The 23,818-nt window shown below is 68.0% G+C and carries 31 protein-coding genes; all 31 read left to right on the top strand.

Going from position 1 to position 23,818, the window contains the following annotated elements; all coding sequences use genetic code 11:
- The first annotated feature begins 74 nt into the window (after positions 1–74).
- The 31 genes from ABT336_RS11375 to map all read left to right on the top strand — a co-directional run bounded on the left by ABT336_RS11375 (position 75) and on the right by map (position 23,573).
- Entirely contained in the window at positions 75–3,962 is a 3,888-nt protein-coding gene (locus ABT336_RS11375; protein ID WP_350896428.1) for a DNA-directed RNA polymerase subunit beta', read from the top strand.
- 139 nt (positions 3,963–4,101) lie between these two features.
- Positions 4,102–4,470, top strand: a complete 369-nt coding sequence (locus ABT336_RS11370) for a hypothetical protein (protein ID WP_350896427.1) — start codon at positions 4,102–4,104, stop codon at positions 4,468–4,470.
- Between the two features lie 447 nt (positions 4,471–4,917).
- Positions 4,918–5,289, top strand: a complete 372-nt coding sequence (locus tag ABT336_RS11365) for a hypothetical protein (protein ID WP_350896426.1) — start codon at positions 4,918–4,920, stop codon at positions 5,287–5,289.
- 629 nt (positions 5,290–5,918) lie between these two features.
- Complete coding sequence (rpsL, locus tag ABT336_RS11360; RefSeq protein WP_007465318.1) at positions 5,919–6,293, top strand: 30S ribosomal protein S12; 375 nt, start codon at positions 5,919–5,921, stop codon at positions 6,291–6,293.
- A gap of 1 nt (position 6,294) precedes the next feature.
- Positions 6,295–6,765, top strand: coding sequence for a 30S ribosomal protein S7 (gene rpsG, locus ABT336_RS11355; RefSeq protein WP_350896425.1), 471 nt, complete (start codon positions 6,295–6,297; stop codon positions 6,763–6,765).
- A 75-nt stretch (positions 6,766–6,840) separates the two neighbouring features.
- A complete protein-coding gene (gene fusA / locus ABT336_RS11350; protein ID WP_350896424.1) occupies positions 6,841–8,937 on the top strand; it encodes an elongation factor G in 2,097 nt (698 codons plus the stop codon).
- A 224-nt stretch (positions 8,938–9,161) separates the two neighbouring features.
- Positions 9,162–10,355 carry an elongation factor Tu gene (gene tuf, locus ABT336_RS11345; protein ID WP_350896423.1) on the top strand — a complete coding sequence of 398 codons (1,194 nt, stop codon included), beginning with the start codon at positions 9,162–9,164 and terminating at the stop codon, positions 10,353–10,355.
- Positions 10,356–10,705: 350 nt separating this feature from the next.
- Positions 10,706–11,014 (top strand): 30S ribosomal protein S10, encoded by a 309-nt coding sequence (rpsJ, locus tag ABT336_RS11340; RefSeq protein ID WP_007073037.1) that lies wholly within the window; start codon positions 10,706–10,708, stop codon positions 11,012–11,014.
- An 11-nt stretch (positions 11,015–11,025) separates the two neighbouring features.
- On the top strand, positions 11,026–11,691 hold the full coding sequence (gene rplC, locus ABT336_RS11335; protein WP_350896422.1) for a 50S ribosomal protein L3: 666 nt from the start codon (positions 11,026–11,028) through the stop codon (positions 11,689–11,691).
- Entirely contained in the window at positions 11,688–12,338 is a 651-nt protein-coding gene (rplD, locus tag ABT336_RS11330) for a 50S ribosomal protein L4 (RefSeq protein WP_350896421.1), read from the top strand. Before rplC ends, rplD begins: the two co-directional genes overlap by 4 nt.
- Positions 12,335–12,637, top strand: coding sequence for a 50S ribosomal protein L23 (rplW, locus tag ABT336_RS11325; RefSeq protein ID WP_350896420.1), 303 nt, complete (start codon positions 12,335–12,337; stop codon positions 12,635–12,637). Before rplD ends, rplW begins: the two co-directional genes overlap by 4 nt.
- A gap of 12 nt (positions 12,638–12,649) precedes the next feature.
- Complete coding sequence (rplB, locus tag ABT336_RS11320; protein ID WP_350896419.1) at positions 12,650–13,489, top strand: 50S ribosomal protein L2; 840 nt, start codon at positions 12,650–12,652, stop codon at positions 13,487–13,489.
- Positions 13,490–13,501: 12 nt separating this feature from the next.
- A complete protein-coding gene (gene rpsS, locus ABT336_RS11315; protein WP_350896418.1) occupies positions 13,502–13,783 on the top strand; it encodes a 30S ribosomal protein S19 in 282 nt (93 codons plus the stop codon).
- Positions 13,784–13,823: 40 nt separating this feature from the next.
- Positions 13,824–14,282 (top strand): 50S ribosomal protein L22, encoded by a 459-nt coding sequence (gene rplV / locus ABT336_RS11310; RefSeq protein WP_350896417.1) that lies wholly within the window; start codon positions 13,824–13,826, stop codon positions 14,280–14,282.
- Positions 14,282–15,148: a 30S ribosomal protein S3 gene (gene rpsC, locus ABT336_RS11305; RefSeq protein WP_350896416.1), complete on the top strand. Its 867-nt coding sequence runs from the start codon at positions 14,282–14,284 to the stop codon at positions 15,146–15,148. Before rplV ends, rpsC begins: the two co-directional genes overlap by 1 nt.
- Positions 15,149–15,151: 3 nt before the next feature.
- On the top strand, positions 15,152–15,577 hold the full coding sequence (gene rplP, locus ABT336_RS11300; protein ID WP_350896415.1) for a 50S ribosomal protein L16: 426 nt from the start codon (positions 15,152–15,154) through the stop codon (positions 15,575–15,577).
- Complete coding sequence (gene rpmC / locus ABT336_RS11295; protein WP_350896414.1) at positions 15,577–15,813, top strand: 50S ribosomal protein L29; 237 nt, start codon at positions 15,577–15,579, stop codon at positions 15,811–15,813. The genes rplP and rpmC overlap by 1 nt, the downstream gene beginning before the upstream one ends.
- Positions 15,810–16,094 carry a 30S ribosomal protein S17 gene (rpsQ, locus tag ABT336_RS11290; protein WP_350896413.1) on the top strand — a complete coding sequence of 95 codons (285 nt, stop codon included), beginning with the start codon at positions 15,810–15,812 and terminating at the stop codon, positions 16,092–16,094. Before rpmC ends, rpsQ begins: the two co-directional genes overlap by 4 nt.
- Before the next feature lie 97 nt (positions 16,095–16,191).
- On the top strand, positions 16,192–16,560 hold the full coding sequence (gene rplN / locus ABT336_RS11285) for a 50S ribosomal protein L14 (protein WP_007465279.1): 369 nt from the start codon (positions 16,192–16,194) through the stop codon (positions 16,558–16,560).
- Positions 16,557–16,877, top strand: a complete 321-nt coding sequence (gene rplX, locus ABT336_RS11280; protein WP_350896412.1) for a 50S ribosomal protein L24 — start codon at positions 16,557–16,559, stop codon at positions 16,875–16,877. The genes rplN and rplX overlap by 4 nt, the downstream gene beginning before the upstream one ends.
- Positions 16,877–17,446: a 50S ribosomal protein L5 gene (gene rplE / locus ABT336_RS11275; RefSeq protein ID WP_350896411.1), complete on the top strand. Its 570-nt coding sequence runs from the start codon at positions 16,877–16,879 to the stop codon at positions 17,444–17,446. The genes rplX and rplE overlap by 1 nt, the downstream gene beginning before the upstream one ends.
- Position 17,447: 1 nt before the next feature.
- Positions 17,448–17,633, top strand: a complete 186-nt coding sequence (locus ABT336_RS11270; RefSeq protein ID WP_007073023.1) for a type Z 30S ribosomal protein S14 — start codon at positions 17,448–17,450, stop codon at positions 17,631–17,633.
- 115 nt (positions 17,634–17,748) lie between these two features.
- Positions 17,749–18,156, top strand: coding sequence for a 30S ribosomal protein S8 (gene rpsH / locus ABT336_RS11265; RefSeq protein ID WP_350896410.1), 408 nt, complete (start codon positions 17,749–17,751; stop codon positions 18,154–18,156).
- A gap of 16 nt (positions 18,157–18,172) precedes the next feature.
- On the top strand, positions 18,173–18,715 hold the full coding sequence (gene rplF, locus ABT336_RS11260; protein WP_350896409.1) for a 50S ribosomal protein L6: 543 nt from the start codon (positions 18,173–18,175) through the stop codon (positions 18,713–18,715).
- Positions 18,712–19,101, top strand: coding sequence for a 50S ribosomal protein L18 (gene rplR / locus ABT336_RS11255; RefSeq protein WP_502891156.1), 390 nt, complete (start codon positions 18,712–18,714; stop codon positions 19,099–19,101). Before rplF ends, rplR begins: the two co-directional genes overlap by 4 nt.
- A gap of 34 nt (positions 19,102–19,135) precedes the next feature.
- On the top strand, positions 19,136–19,750 hold the full coding sequence (rpsE, locus tag ABT336_RS11250; RefSeq protein ID WP_067359624.1) for a 30S ribosomal protein S5: 615 nt from the start codon (positions 19,136–19,138) through the stop codon (positions 19,748–19,750).
- A complete protein-coding gene (gene rpmD / locus ABT336_RS11245) occupies positions 19,750–19,932 on the top strand; it encodes a 50S ribosomal protein L30 (protein WP_326551337.1) in 183 nt (60 codons plus the stop codon). Before rpsE ends, rpmD begins: the two co-directional genes overlap by 1 nt.
- On the top strand, positions 19,932–20,375 hold the full coding sequence (gene rplO, locus ABT336_RS11240) for a 50S ribosomal protein L15 (protein ID WP_350896408.1): 444 nt from the start codon (positions 19,932–19,934) through the stop codon (positions 20,373–20,375). The genes rpmD and rplO overlap by 1 nt, the downstream gene beginning before the upstream one ends.
- Positions 20,376–20,610: 235 nt before the next feature.
- The gene (secY, locus tag ABT336_RS11235) at positions 20,611–21,939 is read left to right on the top strand and encodes a preprotein translocase subunit SecY (RefSeq protein ID WP_350896407.1); all 1,329 of its coding nucleotides are present in this window, start codon (positions 20,611–20,613) and stop codon (positions 21,937–21,939) included.
- Complete coding sequence (locus tag ABT336_RS11230; protein ID WP_350896406.1) at positions 21,940–22,593, top strand: adenylate kinase; 654 nt, start codon at positions 21,940–21,942, stop codon at positions 22,591–22,593.
- Positions 22,594–22,721: 128 nt separating this feature from the next.
- Positions 22,722–23,573: a type I methionyl aminopeptidase gene (gene map, locus ABT336_RS11225; protein ID WP_350896405.1), complete on the top strand. Its 852-nt coding sequence runs from the start codon at positions 22,722–22,724 to the stop codon at positions 23,571–23,573.
- Positions 23,574–23,818 lie beyond the last annotated feature (245 nt).

The following is a 23,818-nucleotide window of genomic DNA, read 5'->3' as shown; positions in this document are numbered from 1 at the left end:
GGCGACGGCCACCGTCGCCGCACCCGATCCACCGAACCACTCAACCGAGCTGACTTGATGTGAGGGATAACCAAGTGCTCGACGTCAACTTCTTCGACGAGCTCCGGATCGGGCTCGCCACCGCCGACGACATCCGTCAGTGGTCGCACGGCGAGGTCAAGAAGCCCGAGACGATCAACTACCGCACCCTCAAGCCGGAAAAGGACGGACTCTTCTGCGAGAAGATCTTCGGTCCTCAGCGGGACTGGGAGTGCTACTGCGGAAAGTACAAGCGGGTCCGGTTCAAGGGCATCATCTGTGAGCGTTGCGGCGTCGAGGTGACCCGCTCCAAGGTCCGCCGTGAGCGGATGGGGCACATCGAGCTGGCCGCGCCGGTCACCCACATCTGGTACTTCAAGGGGGTCCCGAGTCGGCTCGGTTACCTGCTCGACCTGGCTCCCAAGGATCTCGAAAAGATCATCTACTTCGCATCGTACGTGGTCACGAGCGTCGACGCCGAGGCGCGTCACCGTGACCTCTCGACGATCGAGAACGAGATCCTGGCCGAGAAGCGGCAGTCGGAGAACAGCCGCGACTCCGAGATCGAGAAGCGGGCCGCCAAGCTGGAGGGCGACCTGGCCGAGCTGGAGGCCGAGGGCGCGAAGGCGGACGTCCGGCGCAAGGTCAAGGAGGGCGGAGAGCGCGAGATGCGCCAGATCCGCGACCGGGCCCAGCGCGAGATCGACCGTCTCGACGAGGTCCTGGACACCTTCCGCAAGCTGGACTCGAAGCAGCTGGTCACCGACGAGCTGCTCTACCGGGAGCTGCGCGACCGCTTCGGTGAGTACTTCACCGGCGCGATGGGCGCCGAGGCGATCAAGGCGCTGGTCCAGAACATGGACCTCATCGCCGAGGCGGAGAACCTGCGGGAGACCATCCGCAGCGGCAAGGGGCAGCGGAAGATCCGCGCGCTCAAGCGCCTCAAGGTCGTGGCCGCGTTCCTGAACACCCGCAACTCTCCGCTGGGCATGGTGCTGGACTGCGTTCCGGTCATCCCGCCGGACCTGCGTCCGATGGTGCAGCTCGACGGTGGCCGGTTCGCCACCTCCGACCTGAACGACCTGTACCGCCGCGTGATCAACCGGAACAACCGGCTCAAGCGGCTGATCGACCTCGGCGCGCCCGAGATCATCGTCAACAACGAGAAGCGGATGCTCCAGGAGGCCGTCGACGCGCTGTTCGACAACGGCCGTCGGGGTCGTCCGGTCACCGGCCCGGGTAACCGGCCGCTGAAGTCGCTGTCGGACATGCTCAAGGGCAAGCAGGGCCGGTTCCGGCAGAACCTGCTCGGCAAGCGCGTCGACTACTCCGGCCGTTCAGTCATCGTGGTCGGCCCGAAGCTGAAGCTGCACCAGTGCGGTCTGCCCAAGCAGATGGCGCTGGAGCTGTTCAAGCCGTTCGTGATGAAGCGGCTCGTCGACCTCAACCACGCCCAGAACATCAAGTCCGCCAAGCGGATGGTCGAGCGGCAGCGGCCGGTCGTGTGGGACGTGCTGGAAGAGGTCATCGGCGAGCACCCGGTGCTGCTGAACCGCGCGCCGACCCTGCACCGACTGGGCATCCAGGCCTTCGAGCCGCAGCTGGTCGAGGGCAAGGCGATCCAGATCCACCCGCTGGTCTGCACCGCGTTCAACGCCGACTTCGACGGTGACCAGATGGCGGTGCACGTACCGCTGTCGGCCGAGGCCCAGGCCGAGGCGCGGATCCTGATGCTGTCGTCGAACAACATCCTCAAGCCGGCCGACGGCAAGCCGGTCACCATGCCCACCCAGGACATGGTCATCGGTCTCTACCACCTCACCCACCTGACCGCCGGTGAGAAGGGCGAAGGGCGGGCGTTCAGCTCGGACGCCGAGGCCCGGATGGCGTTCGACAACGGCGAGCTGCACCTGCAGACGCCGGTGAAGATCCGCCTGCACGGGCTGATCGGTGTCGACAACGGCGCCGGTGCCGAGCAGTGGGTCGCCCCGGAGGGCTGGACCGAGGGTGAGCCGCTCACCGTCGAGACCACCCTGGGCCGGGTGCTGTTCAACGAGACGCTGCCGCAGGGCTACCGCTTCGTGAACTACGAGATCCGCAAGGGACAGCTCTCGGCGATCGTCAACGACCTCGCCGAGCGGTTCCCGAAGGTGGCGCTGGCCGCCACCCTGGACGGGCTCAAGGAGGCCGGTTTCCACTGGGCCACCTGGTCCGGCGTCACCATCGGCATGGAGGACGTCATCGCTCCGCCGCGCAAGCGGGAGATCCTGGAGCGGTACGAGAAGGAAGCCGACCGGATCGACAAGCAGTACCAGCGTGGTCTGATGACCGCCGAGGAGCGTCGCGGCGAACTCATCGAGATCTGGACCAAGGCGACGAACGAGGTCGCCAAGGAGATGGACACCGCGCTGCCGCAGGAGAACCCGCTGTGGAAGATGATCCACTCGGGTGCTCGCGGTAACCTGCTCCAGCTCCGGCAGATCGCTGCGATCCGTGGCCTGGTGGCCAACCCCAAGGGTGAGATCATCCCGCGTCCGATCAAGGCGTCGTACCGGGAGGGCCTCTCCGTCCTGGAGTACTTCATCTCCACCCACGGTGCCCGTAAGGGTCTGGCGGACACGGCGCTGCGGACCGCCGACTCGGGTTACCTGACCCGGCGTCTGGTGGACGTGTCGCAGGACGTCATCATCCGTGAGGAGGACTGCGGCACCGACCGGGCGATCCCGATGCAGGTGGGTCAGCGCCTCGACGGGAAGCTGGTGGTCCACGAGCACGCGGAGACCAGCGTGCACGCCCGTACCCTGGCCGACGACATCAAGGGGCCGGACGGCACCGTCGTCGCCGAGCGGGGCGTGGACATCAACTCGATCGTTGTCGAGCGGATCGTCGCCGCCGGCGCGGAGACGATCCGGGTCCGCAGCGTCCTGACCTGCGAGTCGAAGCTCGGTGTCTGCGGTGCCTGCTACGGGCGTTCGCTGCCCACCGGCAAGACCGTGGACGTCGGCGAGGCGGTCGGCATCATCGCCGCCCAGTCGATCGGTGAGCCGGGTACGCAGCTGACGATGCGGACCTTCCACACCGGTGGTGTGGCCGGTGAGGACATCACCCAGGGTCTGCCGCGTGTCCAGGAGATCTTCGAGGCCCGGATCCCGAAGGGCAAGGCGCCCATCGCCGACACCCCGGGTCGGGTCCGGATCGAGGACGCCGAGCGGTCGCGGAAGATCATCGTGGTGCCGGACGACGGCAGCGACGAGATCGTCTACGACAAGATCTCCAAGCGGGTCCGGCTGCGGACCCACGACGGGGACCACGTCGAGGTCGGCGAGAAGCTCACCGAGGGCACCATCGACCCGCACGAGCTGCTGCGCATCCTCGGCCCGCGCGCGGTCCAGGTCCACCTGACCCAGGAGGTCCAGGAGGTCTACCGCTCGCAGGGTGTGCTCATCCACGACAAGCACATCGAGATCATCATCCGGCAGATGCTGAAGCGGGTGACGGTCATCGACTCCGGCTCGACCGAGTTCCTGCCGGGCGTGCTCGTCGACCGGGCGCTGTTCGAGTCGGAGAACCGCCGGCTCGTCGGTGAGGGTGGCGAGCCCGCTGCCGGTCGTCCGGTCCTGATGGGTATCACCAAGGCCTCGTTGGCCACCGACTCCTGGCTGTCGGCGGCCTCCTTCCAGGAGACCACCCGGGTGCTGACGGACGCGGCGATCCACGCCCGCAGCGACTCGCTGATCGGCCTGAAGGAGAACGTGATCATCGGTAAGCTCATCCCGGCCGGTACGGGCATCAGCAAGTACCGCAACGTCCGGGTCGAGCCGACCGAGGAGGCGAAGGCCAAGGTCTACTCGATGACCGGGTACCCGGAGACCGACTACGGCTTCGGACCGGCCAGCGGGCAGGCAGTGCCGCTGGACGACTTCGACTTCGGGTCGTACCGCTAGATCTGCTGAACCGAAGAGGCCCCCGGCGACCGTCGGGGGCCTCTTCGTCGTCGCCGGGCCCCGAGGGGTCGGTGGGCGTCCCGGTCCCCGCCGGTACGGTTCGGAGCGCCGGTGCCGACCGGCGGGGCATGATGGGGACATGACGATCGCAGCCGGGCAGGTGCCCATCGGGTACCAACCGCCGCGTCACCCGCTCGACCCGGAGCCGGTCCGCTCGACGAAGGCCCGGGCGGTCTTCGCCCTGGGTCTGGTGGCGGCGTGCACCGGGTTGTTCGTCGGTGGCGTGGTACCGGCCACCGTGGCGCTGCTGCTCGCCCGGCAGGCCCGCCGGGAGGCGTACGCCTCGGGGGGTTTCCTGACCGGCGCGGCCTGGCTACGCCGGGGAGAGCGGCTGGCCTGGACCGGTCTGGTGCTCTTCGCGGCCTGCCTGGTGCTGCTCCTGATCGCCGGCGTGGTGGGGCTGGCCCAGGCGCCTGTCGGCCAGGACTTCGACTCGAACGTCGACTGACCACCGGGACGGGGGAGCCGACCGGCGGGTGACCATCACCCGCCGGGGCCGGACGTCCGCCCCTGCGGCGGTAGCCTGACCGGGTGACCGCCGGTGGGCGGGGGCACTCTGCGACAGGAGGACCGCGTGACGGAACCGGCGTGGCCGTCGGAGGCCGGACGGGGAGGACCGTCTCAGGGGGCACCCGAGATGCCGTCGGCTCATCCGACGACGGGTCCGCCACCGCCGCCGTCCCCAGCTTCCGGTGGTGGGTGGTCACCACCGGCGAACCAGTCGCCTGAGGGCGGGTGGTCGCCGCCGCCGTCCCAGTCGCCCGGGGGCGGGTGGTCGCCGTACCCGGTGGCGCCGGTCTCCCACCCGGGGTGGGGGCCGGGACCTGCTTGGGGAGCACCGCCTGTTCCCCCACCTCCAGCGGACGCGCTCAGCCGCCCGGCCCGGGTGGACGCGGTGCCGGGTACCCCCTTCGGCGTGGTGCACCTCGACGTCGCGCCGGTCACCTCCGGTCTGGCTATCGGTTCGCTCGTCGCCGGGGTCGCCTCGATCCTGGTGTCGATGCTGGTCGGCTGCCTGGGGATCGCTGCGGGCGAACTCTCCGGGGCCTGGGCGGCCGGGGCCTTCACCGCGCTGGGGGTGCTGACCGGAGCGGGTGCGATCGTCGCCGGTCTGTTCGCCCTCCGCCAGATCCGCCGGCCGTCGACCCCGCCCGCAGTGCGGTTCACCGGTCGCGGGCTGGCCATCGCCGGGATCAGTTGCGGCGGGGTTGGCGCGGTGTGCACCCTCCTGGGGCTGGCTCTCGGACTCCTGGTGACCTACGTCTGACGGCCTCGGCGGTACGTTCGAGGCAGGGTGCCGCCGTAGCGACGACGGCTGGTCCGAGGCCGGGTGCCTCCGTAGCCGGCGACTGCCGGTCCGAGGCGGGGTGCGGCCGACGACGACGGCCCGGTCCGGGGCTCCGGGGGTACGGACCCGGCGGCTCTCGGGGGCGTTGAGTCGTTTCCGGTTCGAGCGGCTACACTTGCGTTCATAGGTGCCCATCGCGGGTGGGCAGGCGAGACGGTTGGTCGACGATCGGATCGAGCCCTTGGCCGGGTGCGGCCGGGGGGCCGGTTCCGTTTTGACCTGTGCGCCTGTGGTAGGTACTCTTTCCCCTTGTGCCCGGGCCTGCCCGGGCAACTCGTGCGTGCGCTGAACCGGTGACTCGGTGATCGTGTAGCGACACGGCAAGCCACATATCCGGCTGGTGGCGGTTGCGTCCCGGTCGACAGGACGAACCGGTGCGCGGCGGAAGCGGCGTCACCGGAACCGCGGGAAGGTCGACACGCCCGACCGCGGGTGCCGGGACCCCCGACAAGGGGACCTGGTCGGAAGGTAGGAGAGCTGTCCAGCAGGGCGGCTAACGAGCAGACGGCGCGGCCGCGACAGGCGGCCGAAGGGAGCGGAGAAACCCGGTGCCCACCATTCAGCAGCTGGTCCGTAAGGGCCGCCAGGCCAAGACGACCAAGACCAAGACGCCCGCACTGAAGGGAAGCCCGCAGCGGCGAGGCGTCTGCACGCGGGTCTACACCACCACCCCGAAGAAGCCGAACTCGGCGCTCCGCAAGGTCGCTCGTGTCAAGCTCAGCAGCCAGATCGAGGTGACCGCCTACATCCCCGGCGTCGGTCACAACCTGCAGGAGCACTCGATCGTGCTCGTGCGTGGTGGCCGGGTGAAGGACCTCCCCGGCGTGCGGTACAAGATCGTCCGCGGTTCGCTCGACACCCAGGGTGTCCGTAACCGCAAGCAGGCGCGCAGCCGTTACGGCGCGAAGAAGGAGAAGAGCTGACATGCCGCGTAAGGGACCCGCTCCGCGGAAGCCGCTGGTCGCTGACCCGGTGTACAACTCGCCGCTGGTCACCCAGCTGGTGAACAAGATCCTGATGCGCGGTAAGCGTCAGCTCGCCGAGCGCATCGTGTACGCCGCCCTGGAGGGTTGCCGCGAGAAGTCCGGCACCGACCCGGTCGTCACCCTGAAGCGGGCGATGGACAACGTCAAGCCGACCCTCGAGGTGCGCAGCCGCCGGGTCGGTGGCGCCACCTACCAGGTGCCGGTCGAGGTCCGCCCCGCCCGGGCGACCACCCTGGGCCTGCGTTGGCTGGTCAGCTACAGCCGGGCCCGTCGGGAGAAGACGATCGTCGAGCGGCTCATGAACGAGCTGCTGGACGCCAGCAACGGTCTGGGCGCTGCGGTCAAGCGGCGCGAGGACACTCACAAGATGGCGGAGTCCAACAAGGCCTTCGCGCACTACCGCTGGTAACACATTGGTTCCGGCGCCCACCCGGCGCCGGAACCGCAGCCAGTTGTGTCGGGACGACGATAAGTAGGGATTGAAGTGGCCGCCGCAGACGCGCTCGCCAACGTACGCAACATCGGCATCATGGCGCACATCGATGCCGGTAAGACCACGACCACTGAGCGGATCCTGTTCTACACCGGCATCACGTACAAGATCGGTGAGGTCCACGAGGGCGCCGCCGTCATGGACTGGATGGAGCAGGAGCAGGAGCGGGGGATCACGATCACCTCCGCCGCCACCAAGTGTGAGTGGAAGGGCCACACGATCCAGATCATCGACACGCCCGGCCACGTCGACTTCACGGTCGAGGTCGAGCGGTCGCTGCGGGTCCTCGACGGTGCTGTCGCCGTCTACGACGGGGTCGCCGGTGTCGAGCCCCAGACGGAGAACGTCTGGCGTCAGGCTGACAAGTACGACGTTCCGCGGATGTGCTTCGTCAACAAGCTCGACCGCACCGGTGCCGACTTCTTCCGCTGCGTGCAGATGATGATCGACCGGCTCAACGCGACCCCGCTGGTCCTCCAGATCCCGATCGGGCTCGAGGGCGACCACATCGGCGTCGTCGACCTGATCGGAATGCGTGCCCTCACCTGGCGTGGCGAGACCCAGAAGGGCGAGGACTACGCGGTCGAGGAGATCCCGGCCGAGCTGGCCGACTCCGCCGCCGAGTGGCGCGAGAAGCTGATGGAGACCCTGGCCGACGTCGACGACGCGGTCATGGAGAAGTACCTGGAGGGCGAGGAGATCTCCGCCGAGGAGATCAAGGCCGCCATCCGGCGGGCCACCATCGCCAGCAAGGCCAACCCGGTGCTCTGCGGCTCGGCGTTCAAGAACAAGGGCGTCCAGCCCATGCTCGACGCCGTCATCGACTTCCTGCCGTCGCCGCTGGACATCCCGGCGATCGAGGGTACGGCGACCGACGGCGAGACGCCGCTGCTGCGTAAGCCCTCGCCCTCGGAGCCCTTCTCCGGCCTGGCGTTCAAGATCCAGACCGACAAGCACCTCGGCAAGCTCACCTACGTCCGGGTCTACTCCGGCGTGGTCGAGACCGGGTCCCAGGTGGTCAACTCCACCAAGGACCGCAAGGAGCGGGTCGGCAAGATCTACCAGATGCACGCCAACAAGCGTGAGGAGCGTGGCTCCGCCAAGGCCGGCGACATCATCGCGGTGCAGGGTCTGAAGCAGACCACCACCGGTGACACCCTCTGCGACTCGGCGAACCCGGTCATCCTGGAGTCGATGACCTTCCCGGAGCCGGTCATCGAGGTTGCGATCGAGCCCAAGACCAAGGCCGACCAGGAGAAGCTCAGCACCGCCATCCAGCGGCTCGCCGAGGAGGACCCGACCTTCCGCGTGAAGCTGGACGACCAGACCGGTCAGACGGTCATCTCCGGCATGGGCGAGCTGCACCTGGACATCCTGGTCGACCGGATGCGCCGCGAGTTCAACGTCGAGGCGAACATCGGTAAGCCGCAGGTGGCGTACCGCGAGACCATCCGCCGCAAGGTGGAGAAGGTCGAGTACACCCACAAGAAGCAGACCGGTGGTTCCGGCCAGTACGCCCGGGTGATCATCAGCCTGGAGCCGCTGCCGCTGGGCAACGACGCGCCGACCTACGAGTTCGCCAACGCCGTCACCGGTGGCCGTATCCCCCGGGAGTTCATCCCGTCGGTGGACGCCGGTGCGCAGGACGCCATGCAGTACGGCATCCTGGCCGGCTTCCCGCTGGTGGGAGTGAAGCTGACCCTTCTCGACGGTCAGTACCACGAGGTCGACTCGTCCGAGATGGCATTCAAGATCGCCGGCTCGATGGTGATGAAGGACGCGGCCCGCAAGGCCGATCCCGCGCTGCTCGAGCCGATGATGGCCGTTGAGGTCACCACTCCCGAGGAGAACATGGGTGACGTCATCGGTGACCTGAACTCCCGCCGTGGCATCATCCAGGCGATGGAGGAGCGCAGCGGCGCCCGTGTCGTCCGGGCCCTGGTGCCGTTGTCGGAGATGTTCGGCTACGTCGGCGACCTGCGGTCGAAGACCCAGGGCCGGGCTAGCTACAGCATGCAGTTCGACTCCTACGCGGAGGTTCCGCAGAGCGTCGCGAAGGAGATCATCGCCAAGGCCACGGGTGAGTGACGCTCAACCGGGCATGATCTGATGAGCCGTCGGTGGTCGTGGGTGGTTACCCGCGTCCGCGACCACCGCGGTCGGGTTGCGTGAGACCGGGCCTGTAGGCTTCATCGCCGCAGAACCCACCAAAGCTCTCCGGTCACCAAGGCCGGAAAGGCTGTCGACAGAGTCCTGAAACGCCATACGGCGGGCCGGGCGTACGAACCAAGAAAGTCCACAGGAGGACACCAGTGGCGAAGGCGAAGTTCGAGCGGACTAAGCCGCACGTCAACATCGGCACCATTGGTCACATCGACCACGGTAAGACGACGCTGACGGCGGCCATCACCAAGGTCCTGCACGACCAGTACCCCGACCTCAACCCGTACACGCCGTTCGACGAGATCGACAAGGCGCCGGAGGAGAAGGCCCGGGGCATCACGATCTCGATCGCGCACGTCGAGTACCAGACCGAGGCGCGGCACTACGCGCACGTCGACTGCCCCGGGCACGCCGACTACATCAAGAACATGATCACCGGTGCCGCGCAGATGGACGGCGCGATCCTGGTGGTGGCGGCGACCGACGGCCCGATGCCGCAGACCCGCGAGCACGTGCTGCTGGCCCGTCAGGTCGGTGTGCCGTACATCGTCGTGGCGCTCAACAAGAGCGACATGGTCGACGACGAGGAGCTCCTGGAGCTCGTCGAGCTCGAGGTCCGTGAGCTGCTCTCGGCTCAGGAGTACCCGGGTGACGACCTGCCGGTCGTCCAGGTCTCCGCGCTGAAGGCCCTCGAGGGCGACCCGGTCTGGACCGAGAAGCTGCTCGAGCTGATGAGCGCGGTCGACACCGCGATCCCGCAGCCGGAGCGCGAGACCGAGAAGCCGTTCCTCATGCCCGTCGAGGACGTCTTCACCATCACCGGTCGTGGCACCGTGGTCACCGGTCGCGTCGAGCGTGGCGTGCTGCTCCCGAACGAGGACGTCGAGGTCGTCGGCATCCGCGAGAAGGGCTTCAAGACCAAGGTCACCGCGATCGAGATGTTCCGGAAGACCCTGGACGACGCCCGCGCAGGCGAGAACGTCGGTCTGCTGCTGCGCGGTACCAAGCGCGAGGACGTCGAGCGCGGCATGGTGGTCGTCAAGCCGGGCACCACGACCCCGCACACGGAGTTCGAGGCGACCGTCTACATCCTCTCCAAGGAGGAGGGTGGACGGCACACCCCGTTCTTCCAGAACTACCGTCCGCAGTTCTACTTCCGCACCACTGACGTCACCGGCGTCGTCACGCTGCCCGAGGGCACCGAGATGGTCATGCCGGGTGACAACACCACCATGGCGGTGAAGCTGATCCAGCCCATCGCCATGGAGGAGAACCTCAAGTTCGCGATCCGCGAGGGTGGCCGCACCGTCGGCGCCGGGTTCGTCACCAAGATCGTCAAGTGAGCTAGGTAACCCCGATTAGCGTTGCCGTCGAGCGTGCGGCATACTAGTCAGGTTGCGTAACGACGGTTCGCCGTTCGAGTTCGGTTTGTGTTGAATCGCCGGACGGAAGAACAGTCGGGCGTAGGGTGGTTGACGGCCTTGTCGTCAACCACCCTCGCACGGCGTTCAGGTCGCGGTAGTGCGATCGGCGCCTTGACCCATACGCGGGTCGGGATCGCTCCGGAGCCTCGGGGCGGAGCCTGGTCACCGGGCGCGACACGCCCGACCGCGGGGGTCGGCGAAGAGGGTTCGTGCCAGCCGGCACGGGCACCCGCGACACAGCGGCATCGAGAGAAGGAACAGAAGCCACCATGGCGGGACAGAAGATCCGCATCCGGCTCAAGGCCTATGACCACGAGGTCGTCGACTCCTCGGCTCGGAAGATCGTCGAGACGGTGACGCGTACCGGGGCGCAGGTCGCTGGCCCGGTGCCGCTGCCCACGGAAATCAACCGTTTCTGCGTCATCCGCTCGCCGCACAAGTACAAGGACTCGCGCGAGCACTTCGAGATGCGTACGCACAAGCGGCTGATCGACATCATCGACCCGACCCCGAAGACGGTCGACTCGCTCATGCGCCTCGACCTGCCGGCTGGCGTCGACATCGAGATCAAGCTGTAGGGACCGGACAAATGGACAGGGAAGTTAAGGGGATCCTGGGCGCAAAGCTCGGCATGACCCAGGTCTGGGACAACAACCGAGTTGTCCCGGTGACCGTGGTTCAGGCCGGTCCCTGCGTCATCAGCCAGATCCGTGACGCCGACAAGGACGGTTACTCCGCGGTCCAGCTGGCGTACGGAGCGATCGACCCGCGCAAGGTCAAGAAGCCGGTCAGCGGGCACTACGCCAAGGCGGACGTCGCGCCGCGTCGGCACATCGTCGAGCTGCGCACCAGCACCGCCGCCGACTACTCGCTCGGCCAGGAGGTCACGGTCGAGGAGTTCCCGGCCGGCCTCTCGATCGACGTCACCGGCCGGACCAAGGGCAAGGGCTACGCCGGACCGATGAAGCGTCACGGCTTCCACGGTCTGCGGGCCAGCCACGGTGTCCAGCGCAAGCACCGCTCGCCGGGCTCCATCGGCGCGTGTGCCACGCCGGGCCGGGTCTTCAAGGGCACCCGGATGGCAGGTCGGATGGGTGGAGTTCGTTTCACCGTCCAGAACCTGACCGTCCAGGCTGTCGACACCGAGAACAACCTCCTGCTCGTCCGCGGTGCCATCCCGGGCCCGAAGGGCGCGCTGGTGCTGGTCCGTACCGCGGCCAAGACCAAGGCGAAGAAGGGTGGTGCTGGCAAGTGACCACCGTCGACGTCCTGACCGTCGAGGGCGGCAAGAGCGGCTCCGTCGAGCTGCCGGCCGACATCTTCGACGTCCAGGCGAACGTCGCGCTGATGCACCAGGTAGTGGTGGGTCAGCTCGCGGCGGCACGCCAGGGCACGCACAAGACCAAGACCCGCGGCGAGGTCGCCGGTGGCGGCAAGAAGCCGTACAAGCAGAAGGGCACCGGTCGTGCCCGGCAGGGCTCGATCCGCGCGCCGCAGTTCGCCGGCGGTGGCGTGGTCCACGGCCCGGTGCCGCGCGACTACAGTCAGCGGACCCCGAAGAAGATGAAGGCCGCCGCGCTGCGCGGTGCCCTCTCCGACCGGGCCCGCGCCGGACAGGTGCACGTCGTGGAGGCCTTCCTCTCCGGCGACAAGCCTTCGACCAAGGCGGCACTGGCCACCCTGGAGAAGCTGACCACGGCCAAGCGCGTACTGGTCGTGCTGCCCAGCACCGACGAGTTGAACTGGCTGTCCCTGCGCAACGTGTCGCGGGTGCACCTCATCGAGGCCGGTCAGCTCAACACGTACGACGTGCTGGTGGCTGACGACGTGGTCTTCACCAAGGACGCCCTGGACGAGTTCCTCGGGGTGCCCGCCGAGACCACCGAGGAGGGTGGCAAGTGAGCACGATCGCCGACCCGCGCGACATCATCGTGGCGCCGGTCGTCTCGGAGAAGAGCTACAGCGAGCTGAACCGCAACTGGTACACCTTCCTGGTGCACCCGGACGCCAACAAGACCGCGATCAAGATCGCTATCCAGCAGATCTTCAACGTCCGCGTCCTGACGGTCAACACGCTCAACCGCGAGGGCAAGCGCAAGCGGACCCGTACGGGTTTCGGCCAGCGCAAGGCCACCAAGCGGGCGATCGTGAAGCTGGCTGACGGTGACCGTATCGAGGCCTTCGGCGGCCCGGTCAGCTGAGGGGTGTAGACAATGGCTATCCGTAAGTACAAGCCGACGACGCCGGGCCGTCGTGGCTCCAGCGTCGCCGACTTCGCCGAGATCACCCGGTCCACGCCGGAGAAGTCGCTGCTGGTTCCGCTGCCGAAGAAGGGTGGACGTAACGTCCACGGCCGGATCACGGCGCGGCACCAGGGTGGTGGCCACAAGCGCCAGTACCGTCTGATCGACTTCAAGCGGGTCGACAAGGACGGCGTGCCGGCGAAGGTCGCCCACATCGAGTACGACCCGAACCGCACCTCGCGGATCGCGCTGCTGCACTACGCCGACGGCGAGAAGCGGTACATTCTCGCGCCGAAGGACCTCAAGCAGGGCGACACCGTCGAGTCGGGCCCGGGCGCGGACATCAAGCCGGGCAACAACCTGGCGCTGCGCAACATCCCGGTCGGTAGCACCGTGCACGCGGTGGAGCTGCGCCCCGGCGGTGGGGCGAAGCTGGCCCGTTCGGCCGGTACCGGCATCCAGCTGCTCGGCCGTGAGGGCGCGTACGCGACCCTGCGGATGCCCTCCGGTGAGATCCGGCGGGTCGACGTGCGCTGCCGGGCCAGCATCGGCGAGATCGGCAACGCCGACCAGTCGAACATCAACTGGGGCAAGGCCGGCCGGATGCGGTGGAAGGGCAAGCGCCCGACCGTCCGTGGTGTCGCCATGAACCCGGTCGACCACCCGCACGGTGGTGGTGAGGGTAAGACCTCCGGTGGTCGCCACCCGGTGAACCCGCAGGGTAAGCCCGAGGGCCGCACCCGTCGCAAGGGCCAGCCGAGTGACCGGCTGATCGTCCGCCGCCGCTACGCCACGCGTAAGCGCGGCTGAGGGAGATAGAAGATGCCTCGCAGCCTGAAGAAGGGCCCGTTCGTCGACGACCACCTGTACAAGAAGGTGGTGGTGCAGAACGAAAAGGGCACGAAGAACGTGATCAAGACCTGGTCGCGGCGCTCGATGATCATCCCGGACATGCTCGGGCACACGATCGCGGTGCACGACGGTCGCAAGCACGTGCCGGTGTTCGTGACCGAGGCGATGGTCGGGCACAAGCTCGGCGAGTTCGCGCTGACCCGTACGTTCAAGGGTCACGAGAAGGACGACCGGAAGAGCCGTCGGCGCTGAAGCCGCGGGCATACGGATAGAGGATCAAGGGGTTACAGCGATGCCAGGAAAGGGCGACGCTCCGGTGCTTCCGGGCGCGCGGGCGGTTGCGCGGTACGTGCGCATCTCGCCGATGAAGGCGCGCCGGGTGGTCAACCTCGTCCGCGGCCTGCCCGCGAAGGAGGCGCTCACGGTGCTGCAGTTCGCGCCGCAGGCTGCGAGCGAGCAGGTGTACAAGGTGCTCGCGAGCGCGATCGCCAACGCGGAGAACAACGAGCGGCTGGACCCCGATGCGCTGCTCGTGAGCGAGGCTTTCGTCGACGAGGGCCCGACCATGAAGCGGTTCCAGCCTCGGGCGCAGGGCCGGGCGTACCGGATCCGGAAGCGGACCTGTCACATCACCGTGGCGGTCGAGGCGGTCGCACCGGCCGCTCCGAAGAAGTCCGCGGCGAAGAAGGCCGCTCCGGCGCAGCCGGCCGAGGCCGCCGAGACGGAGAGCAAGACGGAGGGCGCCGAGTAATGGGTCAGAAGGTTCACCCGCACGGGTTCCGGCTCGGCATCTCGACCGACTGGAAGTCCCGCTGGTTCGCGGACAAGCTCTACAAGGACTACATCGGCGAGGACGTGAAGATCCGCCGGATGATGTCCAGTGGGCTGGAGCGGGCCGGCATCTCCAAGGTCGACATCGAGCGGACCCGGGACCGGGTCCGGGTCGACATCCACACCGCCCGGCCGGGCATCGTCATCGGCCGTAAGGGTGCGGAGGCCGACAAGATCCGCGGCAAGCTGGAGAAGCTCACCGGCAAGCAGGTGCAGCTGAACATCATCGAGGTGAAGAACCCCGAGTCGGATGCGCAGCTGGTCGCCCAGGGCGTCGCCGAGCAGCTCTCCAGCCGGGTCAGCTTCCGTCGCGCGATGCGTAAGGCCATGCAGTCGGCCATGAAGAACCCGGTCTGCAAGGGCATCCGGGTGCAGGTCTCGGGTCGACTCGGCGGTGCCGAGATGAGCCGTACCGAGTTCTACCGCGAGGGTCGGGTTCCGCTGCACACGCTGCGGGCCAACATCGAGTACGGCTTCTTCGAGGCCCGTACCACCTTCGGCCGGATCGGTGTGAAGGTCTGGATCTACAAGGGTGACGCGGTGCCGGGTCGGGAGACTCCGGCCGAGGCTCCGTCGCGCCCGCGCCGTGACCGCGGTGACCGCCCCGAGCGGCCGCGTCGTGGTCGTTCCGGCTCCTCCGGTACGACCCCCGGCGGCACCGACGCCGGCCGGGCTGCCGCGACCACCGTCGCGCAGCAGGCCGAGACGCCGAGCGGCGAGCCGGTCGACAGCGCTGCTGTCGCCTCGGCCGTTTCGACTCCGGCAGAAACGCAGCAGGAGGGCTGACAGATGCTGATGCCGCGCAAGCCCCCGAAGGGCTTCCGCAAGCCGCACCACCCGGACCGCAGTGGAATGTCCAAGGGTGGTAACCGGGTGGTGTTCGGCGAGTTCGGGATCCAGGCTCTCGAGCCGGCGTACGTGACCAACCGTCAGATCGAGTCGGCGCGTATCGCGATGACCCGTCACATCAAGCGTGGCGGCAAGGTCTGGATCTCGGTCTTCCCGGACCAGGCCCTCACCAAGAAGCCTGCCGAGACCCGGATGGGTTCCGGTAAGGGTTCGCCGGAGTGGTGGGTCGCGAACGTGAAGCCGGGGCGGATCCTGTTCGAGATGTCCTTCCCCAACGAGCAGGTGGCCCGCGAGGCGATGCGTCGCGCGATCCACAAGCTCCCGATGAAGTGCCGGATTGTGACGCGCGAAGTGGGTGAATCCTGATGGCAGCGGGCGTTAAGGCCTCCGAGCTGCGTGAGCTCTCCGAGGAGGAGCTGGTCACGAAGCTGCGGGAGGCCAAGGCGGAGCTGTTCAACCTCCGCGTGCAGGCCGCAACCGGGCAGCTGGACAACAACCGGCGGCTGCAGGTCATCCGTCGGGAGATCGCCCGGATCTACACGATCATGCGTGAGCGTGAGCTGGGGCTCTCGGCTGCGCCGAGTGAGGTGACTGCATCATGAGCGAGACCGAGAACACCGCCACGGCGCCCGTGCGGGCCCGCCGTAAGGTCCGTGAGGGCCTGGTGGTCAGCGACAAGATGGACAAGACCGTCGTCGTCGAGGTCGAGGACCGGGTCAAGCACGCGCTGTACGGCAAGATCATGCGCCGGACCAGCAAGCTGAAGGTGCACGACGAGCAGAACAGCGCCGGCATCGGTGACCGGGTTCTGATCATGGAGACCCGGCCGCTGTCCGCCACCAAGCGTTGGCGGATCGTGGAGATCCTGGAAAAGGCCAAGTAGCGAAGGCTCGATCTCGCCCGGCGTCGGCCGGGCGCAGGTTCCGCCAGGCTCCGGCCGCGGGTGCGGCTGCGAGAACCGGCAGACATAGGAGATAGACGTGATTCAGCAGGAGTCGCGACTGCGCGTCGCCGACAACACGGGTGCCCGGGAGATCCTGTGCATCCGGGTTCTCGGTGGCTCCGGTCGGCGCTACGCGAGCATCGGCGACGTCATCGTGGCCACCGTGAAGGACGCGATCCCGGGCGCCGGTGTGAAGAAGGGCGACGTGGTCAAGGCCGTCGTCGTCCGCACCGCGAAGGAGAGGCGGCGGCCGGACGGCTCGTACATCCGCTTCGACGAGAACGCCGCCGTCATCATCAAGGACGGTGGTGACCCGCGCGGTACCCGTATCTTCGGCCCGGTCGGTCGGGAGCTGCGGGACAAGCGGTTCATGAAGATCATTTCCCTCGCGCCGGAGGTGTTGTGACCGTGAAGGTCAAGAAGGGCGACACGGTCGTCGTCATCGCCGGCAAGGACAAGGGTGCCAAGGGCAAGGTCATCGTGGCCTACCCGCGGCAGGACAAGGTCCTGGTCGAGGGCGTGAACCGGGTCAAGAAGCACACCCGCGTCAGCACCACCCAGCGCGGCGCGAAGACCGGTGGCATCGTCACCCAGGAGGCTCCGATCCACATCTCCAACGTGATGGTGCTGGACTCCGACGGTAAGCCGACCCGGGTCGGTTACCGGATCGACGACAACGGCCAGAAGGTCCGCATCGCGCGTAGCACCGGTAAGGACCTGTGATGACCACGGCGACCGAAACGAAGACCATGCCGCGCCTCAAGGAGCGGTACCGCAACGAGATCGCGGCGCAGCTGCAGGAGCAGCACAACTTCGGCAACCCCATGCAGGTGCCGCGGTTGGTCAAGATCGTCGTCAACATGGGTGTGGGCGAGGCAGCCCGGGACGCCAAGTTGATCGACGGCGCGGTGCGTGACCTGACCACGATCACCGGTCAGAAGCCGCAGGTGCGGCGGGCGACGAAGTCCATCGCGCAGTTCAAGCTCCGTGAGGGCATGCCGATCGGTGCGAAGGTGACCCTTCGCGGCGACCGGATGTGGGAGTTCCTGGACCGGCTGCTCTCGATCGCCCTGCCGCGTATCCGCGACTTCCGCGGTCTCGACGGGCGCAAGCTCGACGGGCACGGCAACTACACGTTCGGCCTGACCGAGCAGTCGGTGTTCCACGAGATCGACCAGGACCGGATCGATCGGCAGCGGGGCATGGACATCACGGTGGTCACCACCGCCAAGACCGACGACGAGGGCCGGGCGCTGCTCAAGCTCCTGGGCTTCCCGTTCAAGGAGAACTGAGATGGCCAAGAAGGCGCTGATCCTCAAGGCGGCCGCGAAGCCGAAGTTCTCGGTTCGCGCGTACACCCGCTGCCAGCGGTGCGGGCGCCCGAAGGCGGTCTACCGTAAGTTCGGTCTCTGCCGGGTGTGCATCCGGGAGATGGCCCACCGCGGTGAGCTGCCGGGCGTGTCCAAGGCTTCCTGGTAAGGGCGACGGTGCTCCGGCTCGTGCCGGGGCCCCCGCACCGATCATGTATTGCTCTTCGCCGTAGGCCCGGGGCGGACCGCCCCGGGAACCCCGGCGAGAAAGGCTGACGAAATCCATGACGATGACCGACCCGATCGCAGACATGCTCACGCGTCTGCGTAACGCCAACCAGGCGTACCACGACCGGGTGACGATGCCGTACTCCAAGATCAAGGCGAACATCGCCGAGGTCCTGAAGGCCGAGGGCTACATCGCCACCTGGTCGGTCGAGGAGCCCGAGGAGGGCGCCGTCGGCAAGCGACTGGTCGTCGAGCTGAAGTACGGCCAGAACCGGGAGCGGAGCCTGGCCGGCATCAAGCGCGTCTCCAAGCCCGGTCTGCGGGTGTACGCCAAGACCGACGGGCTCCCGCGGGTGCTCGGCGGCCTGGGCGTGGCGATCATTTCGACGTCCCAGGGACTGCTGACCGACCGGCAGGCCCGCAAGCGGAGCGTTGGCGGGGAAGTCCTCGCCTTCGTCTGGTAACGGGAGACAGGTAGAAATGTCGCGTATTGGACGTAAGTCGATCCCGGTACCCGCCGGCGTCGACGTCACCATCGACGGGCAGACCGTCAGGGTCAAGGGCCCGAAGGGCGAGCTGAGCCACACCGTCGTCGAGCCGATCACTGTCGAGCGGGGCGAGGACGGCGAGCTGGTCGTCAAGCGGCCCAACGACGAGCGCAAGGCCAAGGAGCGGCACGGCCTCAGCCGTACCCTGCTCTTCAACCTGATCGAGGGCTCGACCAAGGGCTACCGCAAGAGCCTGGAGATCGCCGGTACCGGTTACCGGGTCACCGCCAAGGGCAAGGACCTCGAGTTCGCGCTCGGGTTCTCGCACCCGGTGCTGGTGCGGGCCCCCGAGGGCATCACCTTCACGGTGGAGAAGCCGACGCTGTTCCACGTGGACGGCATCGACAAGCAGTTGGTCGGCGAGGTCGCCGCCAACATCCGGAAGATCCGCCCCCCGGAGCCGTACAAGGGCAAGGGTGTGAAGTACCAGGGCGAGGTCATCCGCCGCAAGGCCGGAAAGGCAGGTAAGAAGTGAGCGCCACGCTGCTCAAGCGCCGCCGCGGCGTCGCCGCCAAGCGCGCCGTCGGCCGGGCGCGCCGGCACTTCCGGGTCCGCAAGAACATCAGCGGCACCGCCGAGCGTCCCCGCCTGGTGGTCACCCGGTCGCTGCGCCACATCGTGGCCCAGATCGTGGACGACACCAAGGGTCACACCCTGGCGTCTGCCTCGACCCTGGACGCCTCGGTGCGTGGCGCCGAGGGCGACAAGAGCGCTCTGGCCGGCAAGGTCGGTGCGCTGCTCGCCGAGCGGGCGAAGGCCGCCGGCGTCTCGAAGGTCGTCTTCGACCGCGGTGGCAGTCGGTACGCGGGGCGGGTAGCTGCTCTGGCCGACGCCGCTCGCGAAGCCGGGCTCGAGTTCTAAGAAACCCCGTCACGAGAGAGAAGGAAGGCTGCTGATGCCAGGTCAACAGCGCCGTGGCGGCGGGTCCGGTGGCAACGAGGGTGGTCGCCGCGACAACCGCCGTGAGGGCGGCCGCGGAAACGCGCCCGTCGAGAAGACCCCGCACCTCGAGCGGGTCGTCGCGATCAACCGCGTCGCCAAGGTCGTGAAGGGTGGTCGTCGCTTCAGCTTCACCGCCCTGGTGATCGTGGGCGACGGCGACGGCACCGTCGGCGTGGGTTACGGAAAGGCCAAGGAGGTGCCCGCGGCGATCGCCAAGGGCGTCGAGGAGGCCAAGAAGCACTTCTTCAAGGTGCCCCGGATCGGTGCCTCGATCCCGCACCCGGTGCAGGGCGAGGACGCCGCCGGTGTGGTGCTGCTCAAGCCGGCCTCGGCCGGTACGGGCGTCATCGCCGGTGGCCCGGTGCGCGCGGTGCTGGAGTGCGCGGGCATCCACGACGTGCTCTCCAAGAGCCTCGGCTCGTCGAACCCGATCAACATCGTGCACGCCACGGTGGCGGCGCTGAAGGGGCTCGAGTCCCCTGAGGCCGTCGCGGCCCGTCGTGGCCTGCCGGTCGAGGACGTCGCGCCGGCGGCCATGCTCGCGTCGCGGGCGGGGGTGGCGTCCTGATGGCGCGCCTGAAGGTCACCCAGGTGCGGTCCGGGATCGGGACCAAGCACAACCAGCGTGAGTCGCTGCGTTCGCTCGGTCTCAAGCGGATCAACGACGTGGTGGTCAAGGAGGACCGGCCGGAGATCCGCGGCATGATCTTCACGGTCAACCACCTCGTGAAGGTCGAGGAGGTCGAGTAATGACGATCAAGGTCCACCACCTGCGCCCGGCGCCGGGGTCCAAGACCGCCAAGACCCGGGTGGGTCGTGGTGAGGGCTCCAAGGGCAAGACCGCCGGTCGCGGTACCAAGGGTTCCAAGGCCCGCAAGAACATCTCGGCGGCGTTCGAGGGTGGGCAGATGCCCATCCACATGCGCCTGCCGAAGATGAAGGGCTTCAAGAACAAGTTCAAGGTGGTCTTCCAGGTGATCAACCTGGACCGGCTCGCCGAACTGTTCCCCAACGGCGGCGAGGTCGGCCCGGTCGAGCTGATCGAGTCCGGCGCCGTCCGCAAGGGTCACCCGGTCAAGGTGCTCGGCACCGGTGACCTCGGTGGGGTGGCGCTCCAGGTGTCGGCGCACGCGTTCAGCGCGTCGGCCAAGGAGAAGATCACCGCCGCCGGTGGCACCGTCACCGAGCTGTAGGACATATCAACACCATGGCGCCCGCCCGGTTGGTTTCAACTGGCGGGCGCCATGGTGCACCCGGGAGATGTGTGCCAGGTAACATCGGAATTGATTTATGTAGCCAGGCACACCTGCCCACAAGCGGACAGGACTGTTAGAGTCCTGTCCCAGCTACGGATATCGGGCGTGTGCCCGGCACCCACCCCGCCCCGCCAGGGTTCACCGGCGGCCCGCCTCGCGCAGGAGGAAGAAGTTGCTGTCCGCCTTTCTCAGTGCGTTCCGTACGCCTGACCTGCGCAAGAAGCTGCTGTTCACAGTAGGCATCATCGCGGTCTACCGTCTCGGTGCCACTTTGCCCAGCCCCGGCGTCTCGTACGGCAACGTGCAGCGCTGCCTGGACGCGTTGGAGGGCGGTTCGGCCGGTGTGCTGAACCTGCTCAACCTCTTCTCCGGCGGCGCGTTGTTGCAGCTCTCGGTCTTCGCGCTGGGCATCATGCCCTACATCACCGCGTCGATCATCCTGCAACTCCTGACCGTGGTGATCCCCCGGCTCGAGCAGCTCCGCAAGGAGGGGCAGGCCGGCCAGGCGAAGATCACCCAGTACACCCGGTACCTCACCCTCGGCCTGGGCGTGCTCCAGGCCTCGGCGTTCGTGGCGCTGGCCCGCTCCGGGCAGCTCTTCAACAACCAGTGCGACCAGTGGCCCATCATTCCGCGGGACACCGGCATCCCGGACTGGCTGACCCTGACGATCCTGGTCATGACGATGACCGCCGGTACCGGCGTGGTCATGTGGCTGGGCGAGCTGATCACCGACCGGGGCGTCGGCAACGGCATGTCCGTGCTGATCTTCACCTCGATCGCGGCCCGCCTCCCCAGCGAGGGTTGGCAGATCAAGCAGTCCAAGGGCTGGGGGATGTTCTTCCTGGTGATCGCCCTGGTTCTGGTGGTCATCTGCGCCGTCACCTTCATCGAGCAGGCGCAGCGCCGGATCCCGGTGCAGTACGCCAAGCGGATGATCGGCCGGCGGATGTACGGCGGCACCTCGACCTACATCCCGTTGAAGGTCAACCAGGCGGGTGTCATCCCGGTCATCTTCGGCTCCTCGCTGCTGTACCTCCCGCAGCTGGGCCTGCAGTTCTTCGACCAGAACGACCCGGGCAAGACCCAGGCGTGGATCCAGAACAACCTGGTCAACCCGACCAGCCCGATCTACATCGCGGTCTTCTTCCTGCTGATCATCTTCTTCACGTACTTCTACGTCTCGATCACGTTCAACCCGACCGAGGTCGCAGACAACATGAAGAAGTACGGCGGCTTCGTGCCGGGGATCCGTCCCGGCAAGCCGACCGCCGACTACCTCGATTTCATCCTCAGCCGGATCACCCTGCCGGGCTCTCTCTACCTGGCGGTCATCTCGATCCTGCCGAGCTTCTTCTTCATCTGGTTGGACAGCGAGCAGTACGTCAACTTCCCGTTCGGCGGTACCGCTGTGCTCATCATGGTCGGCGTCGGTCTGGAGACCGTGAAGCAGATCGAGAGCCAACTGATGCAGCGGAACTACGAAGGGTTCCTGCGGTAGATGCGACTCGTTCTGGTTGGCCCGCCGGGCGCGGGCAAAGGCACACAGGCAGAGTTCATCGCCGCGCACCTCTCGGTGCCGAAGATCTCCACCGGGGACATCTTCCGGGCCAACGTCACCCAGGGCACGCCCCTGGGGGTCGAGGCCAAGCGGTACATGGACGCGGGCAAGCTGGTTCCGGACGAGGTGACCATCAACATGGTCCGGGACCGGCTCGCCGAGGCGGACGCCGCCGAGGGCTTCCTCCTCGACGGCTTCCCCCGGACCACCCCGCAGGCCGCCGCCCTGGACAAGCTCCTCGCCGACCTCGGCACCGCCCTGGACCTGGTCCTTGAGTTGGTGGTCGACGACGACGAGGTGATCCGACGGCTCTCCGGTCGGCGGACCTGCCGGGGCTGCGGCAAGATCTGGCACGTCGAGTTCGACGCCACGCTCCGGGACGGCATCTGCGACAGGTGCGGCGCCGAGCTGTTCCAGCGTGACGACGACAAGCCGGAGACCATCGCCGCCCGACTGCGGGAGTACGCCGAGAAGACCGCCCCGTTGGTGGACTACTACGGCGCTCAGGGCAAGCTGGTGGGGATCGACGCCACCGGCCCGGTCGAGGACGTCACGGTCCGGGCGATCGACGCCCTGCGCTCGTACGGCGGCTGATTCACCGCCCGGGTGCTCCGGCTGCCGGTGACTGCCGGCGTGGTTAGAGTGCGAGGCACGGGTACGCGTTCGCGTACCCGTGCCCTGCGGTGTGTGCACCCCAATCGCCGACGGAAGGTGAGTGCGTCATGCGTCGTCCCCAGCTGGACATCCAGCTGAAGACCCCCGAGCAGGTCGAGAAGATGCGGGCCGCCGGACTGGTGGTCGCCGAGGCCCTGCGCCGGATGCGGGAGGCGGTGGCCCCCGGGGTCAGCACCGCCGACCTGGACGCGATCGCGGAGTCCACCATCCGTGAGGCGGGCGGCCAGCCCTCGTTCAAGGGCTACCACGGCTTCCCGGGCTCGATCTGCTCCTCGGTCAACGAGCAGATCGTGCACGCCATCCCCTCCCCGAAGCAGGTGCTCGCCGAGGGAGACCTGATCTCCATCGACTGCGGTGCGGTTCTCGACGGTTGGCACGGTGACGCGGCCATCACCGTGGGGGTCGGCGAGGTGGACCCGGCGCTGCTGCGGATGGCCGAGGTGGCCGAGGACGCCATGTGGGCCGGGATCGCCGCCGCCGCGCGGGGCGCGGCCAGCGGCAAGGGACGCCTCACCGACATCTCCCACGCCGTGGAGAAGGCCGTCCGTAAGGGCGGGCGGTACGGCATCGTCGACGGGTACGGCGGCCACGGCATCGGTACCGAGATGCACCAGGACCCGCACGTGCTCAACCACGGGCGGCCGGGCAAGGGTCCTCGTCTGGTGCCCGGGATGGCGCTGGCCATCGAACCGATGATCACCATGGGGTCGCCCAGGACGGCGGAGCTGGCCGACGGGTGGACGGTGGTGACCCGGGACCGGTCCTTCGCCGCCCACGTCGAGCACTCGATGGCGTTGCTGCCCGACGGGGTCTGGGTGCTGACGGCCTTCGACGGCGGCCGGGCCCGACTCGGCGACCTGGTGACCGAGCGGCAGTCCGCCGACTCCCCGGCCACCTGACGCCGAGTCCGGTGGCCGAGCGGCCCCCGGCTGACCCTCCGGGGACCTGACCCCGGGTTGGGTGGCCGAGCGGCAGCGCGTCGGCCCTGCGGCCACCTGACGCCGTCAGGCTGCCCCGGCTGACGGGCCCCTGGAGGACGTACCCGCACCCCTCGGCTGCCCGTCGACCACCCAGCCGGGCGGCACCGGCAGGGTGGTCGTCGGGCCCGGGGGCCCGGCGCGACGTCGCGAGCGCGGGGTGGCGG

Origin of the sequence: Micromonospora sp. NPDC000207 (assembly GCF_040300925.1) — a bacterium.
Taxonomy (GTDB): domain Bacteria; phylum Actinomycetota; class Actinomycetes; order Mycobacteriales; family Micromonosporaceae; genus Micromonospora.
The sequence above is the reverse complement of the archived record's forward strand: the minus strand, read 5'-3'. Positions and strand labels throughout refer to the sequence as shown.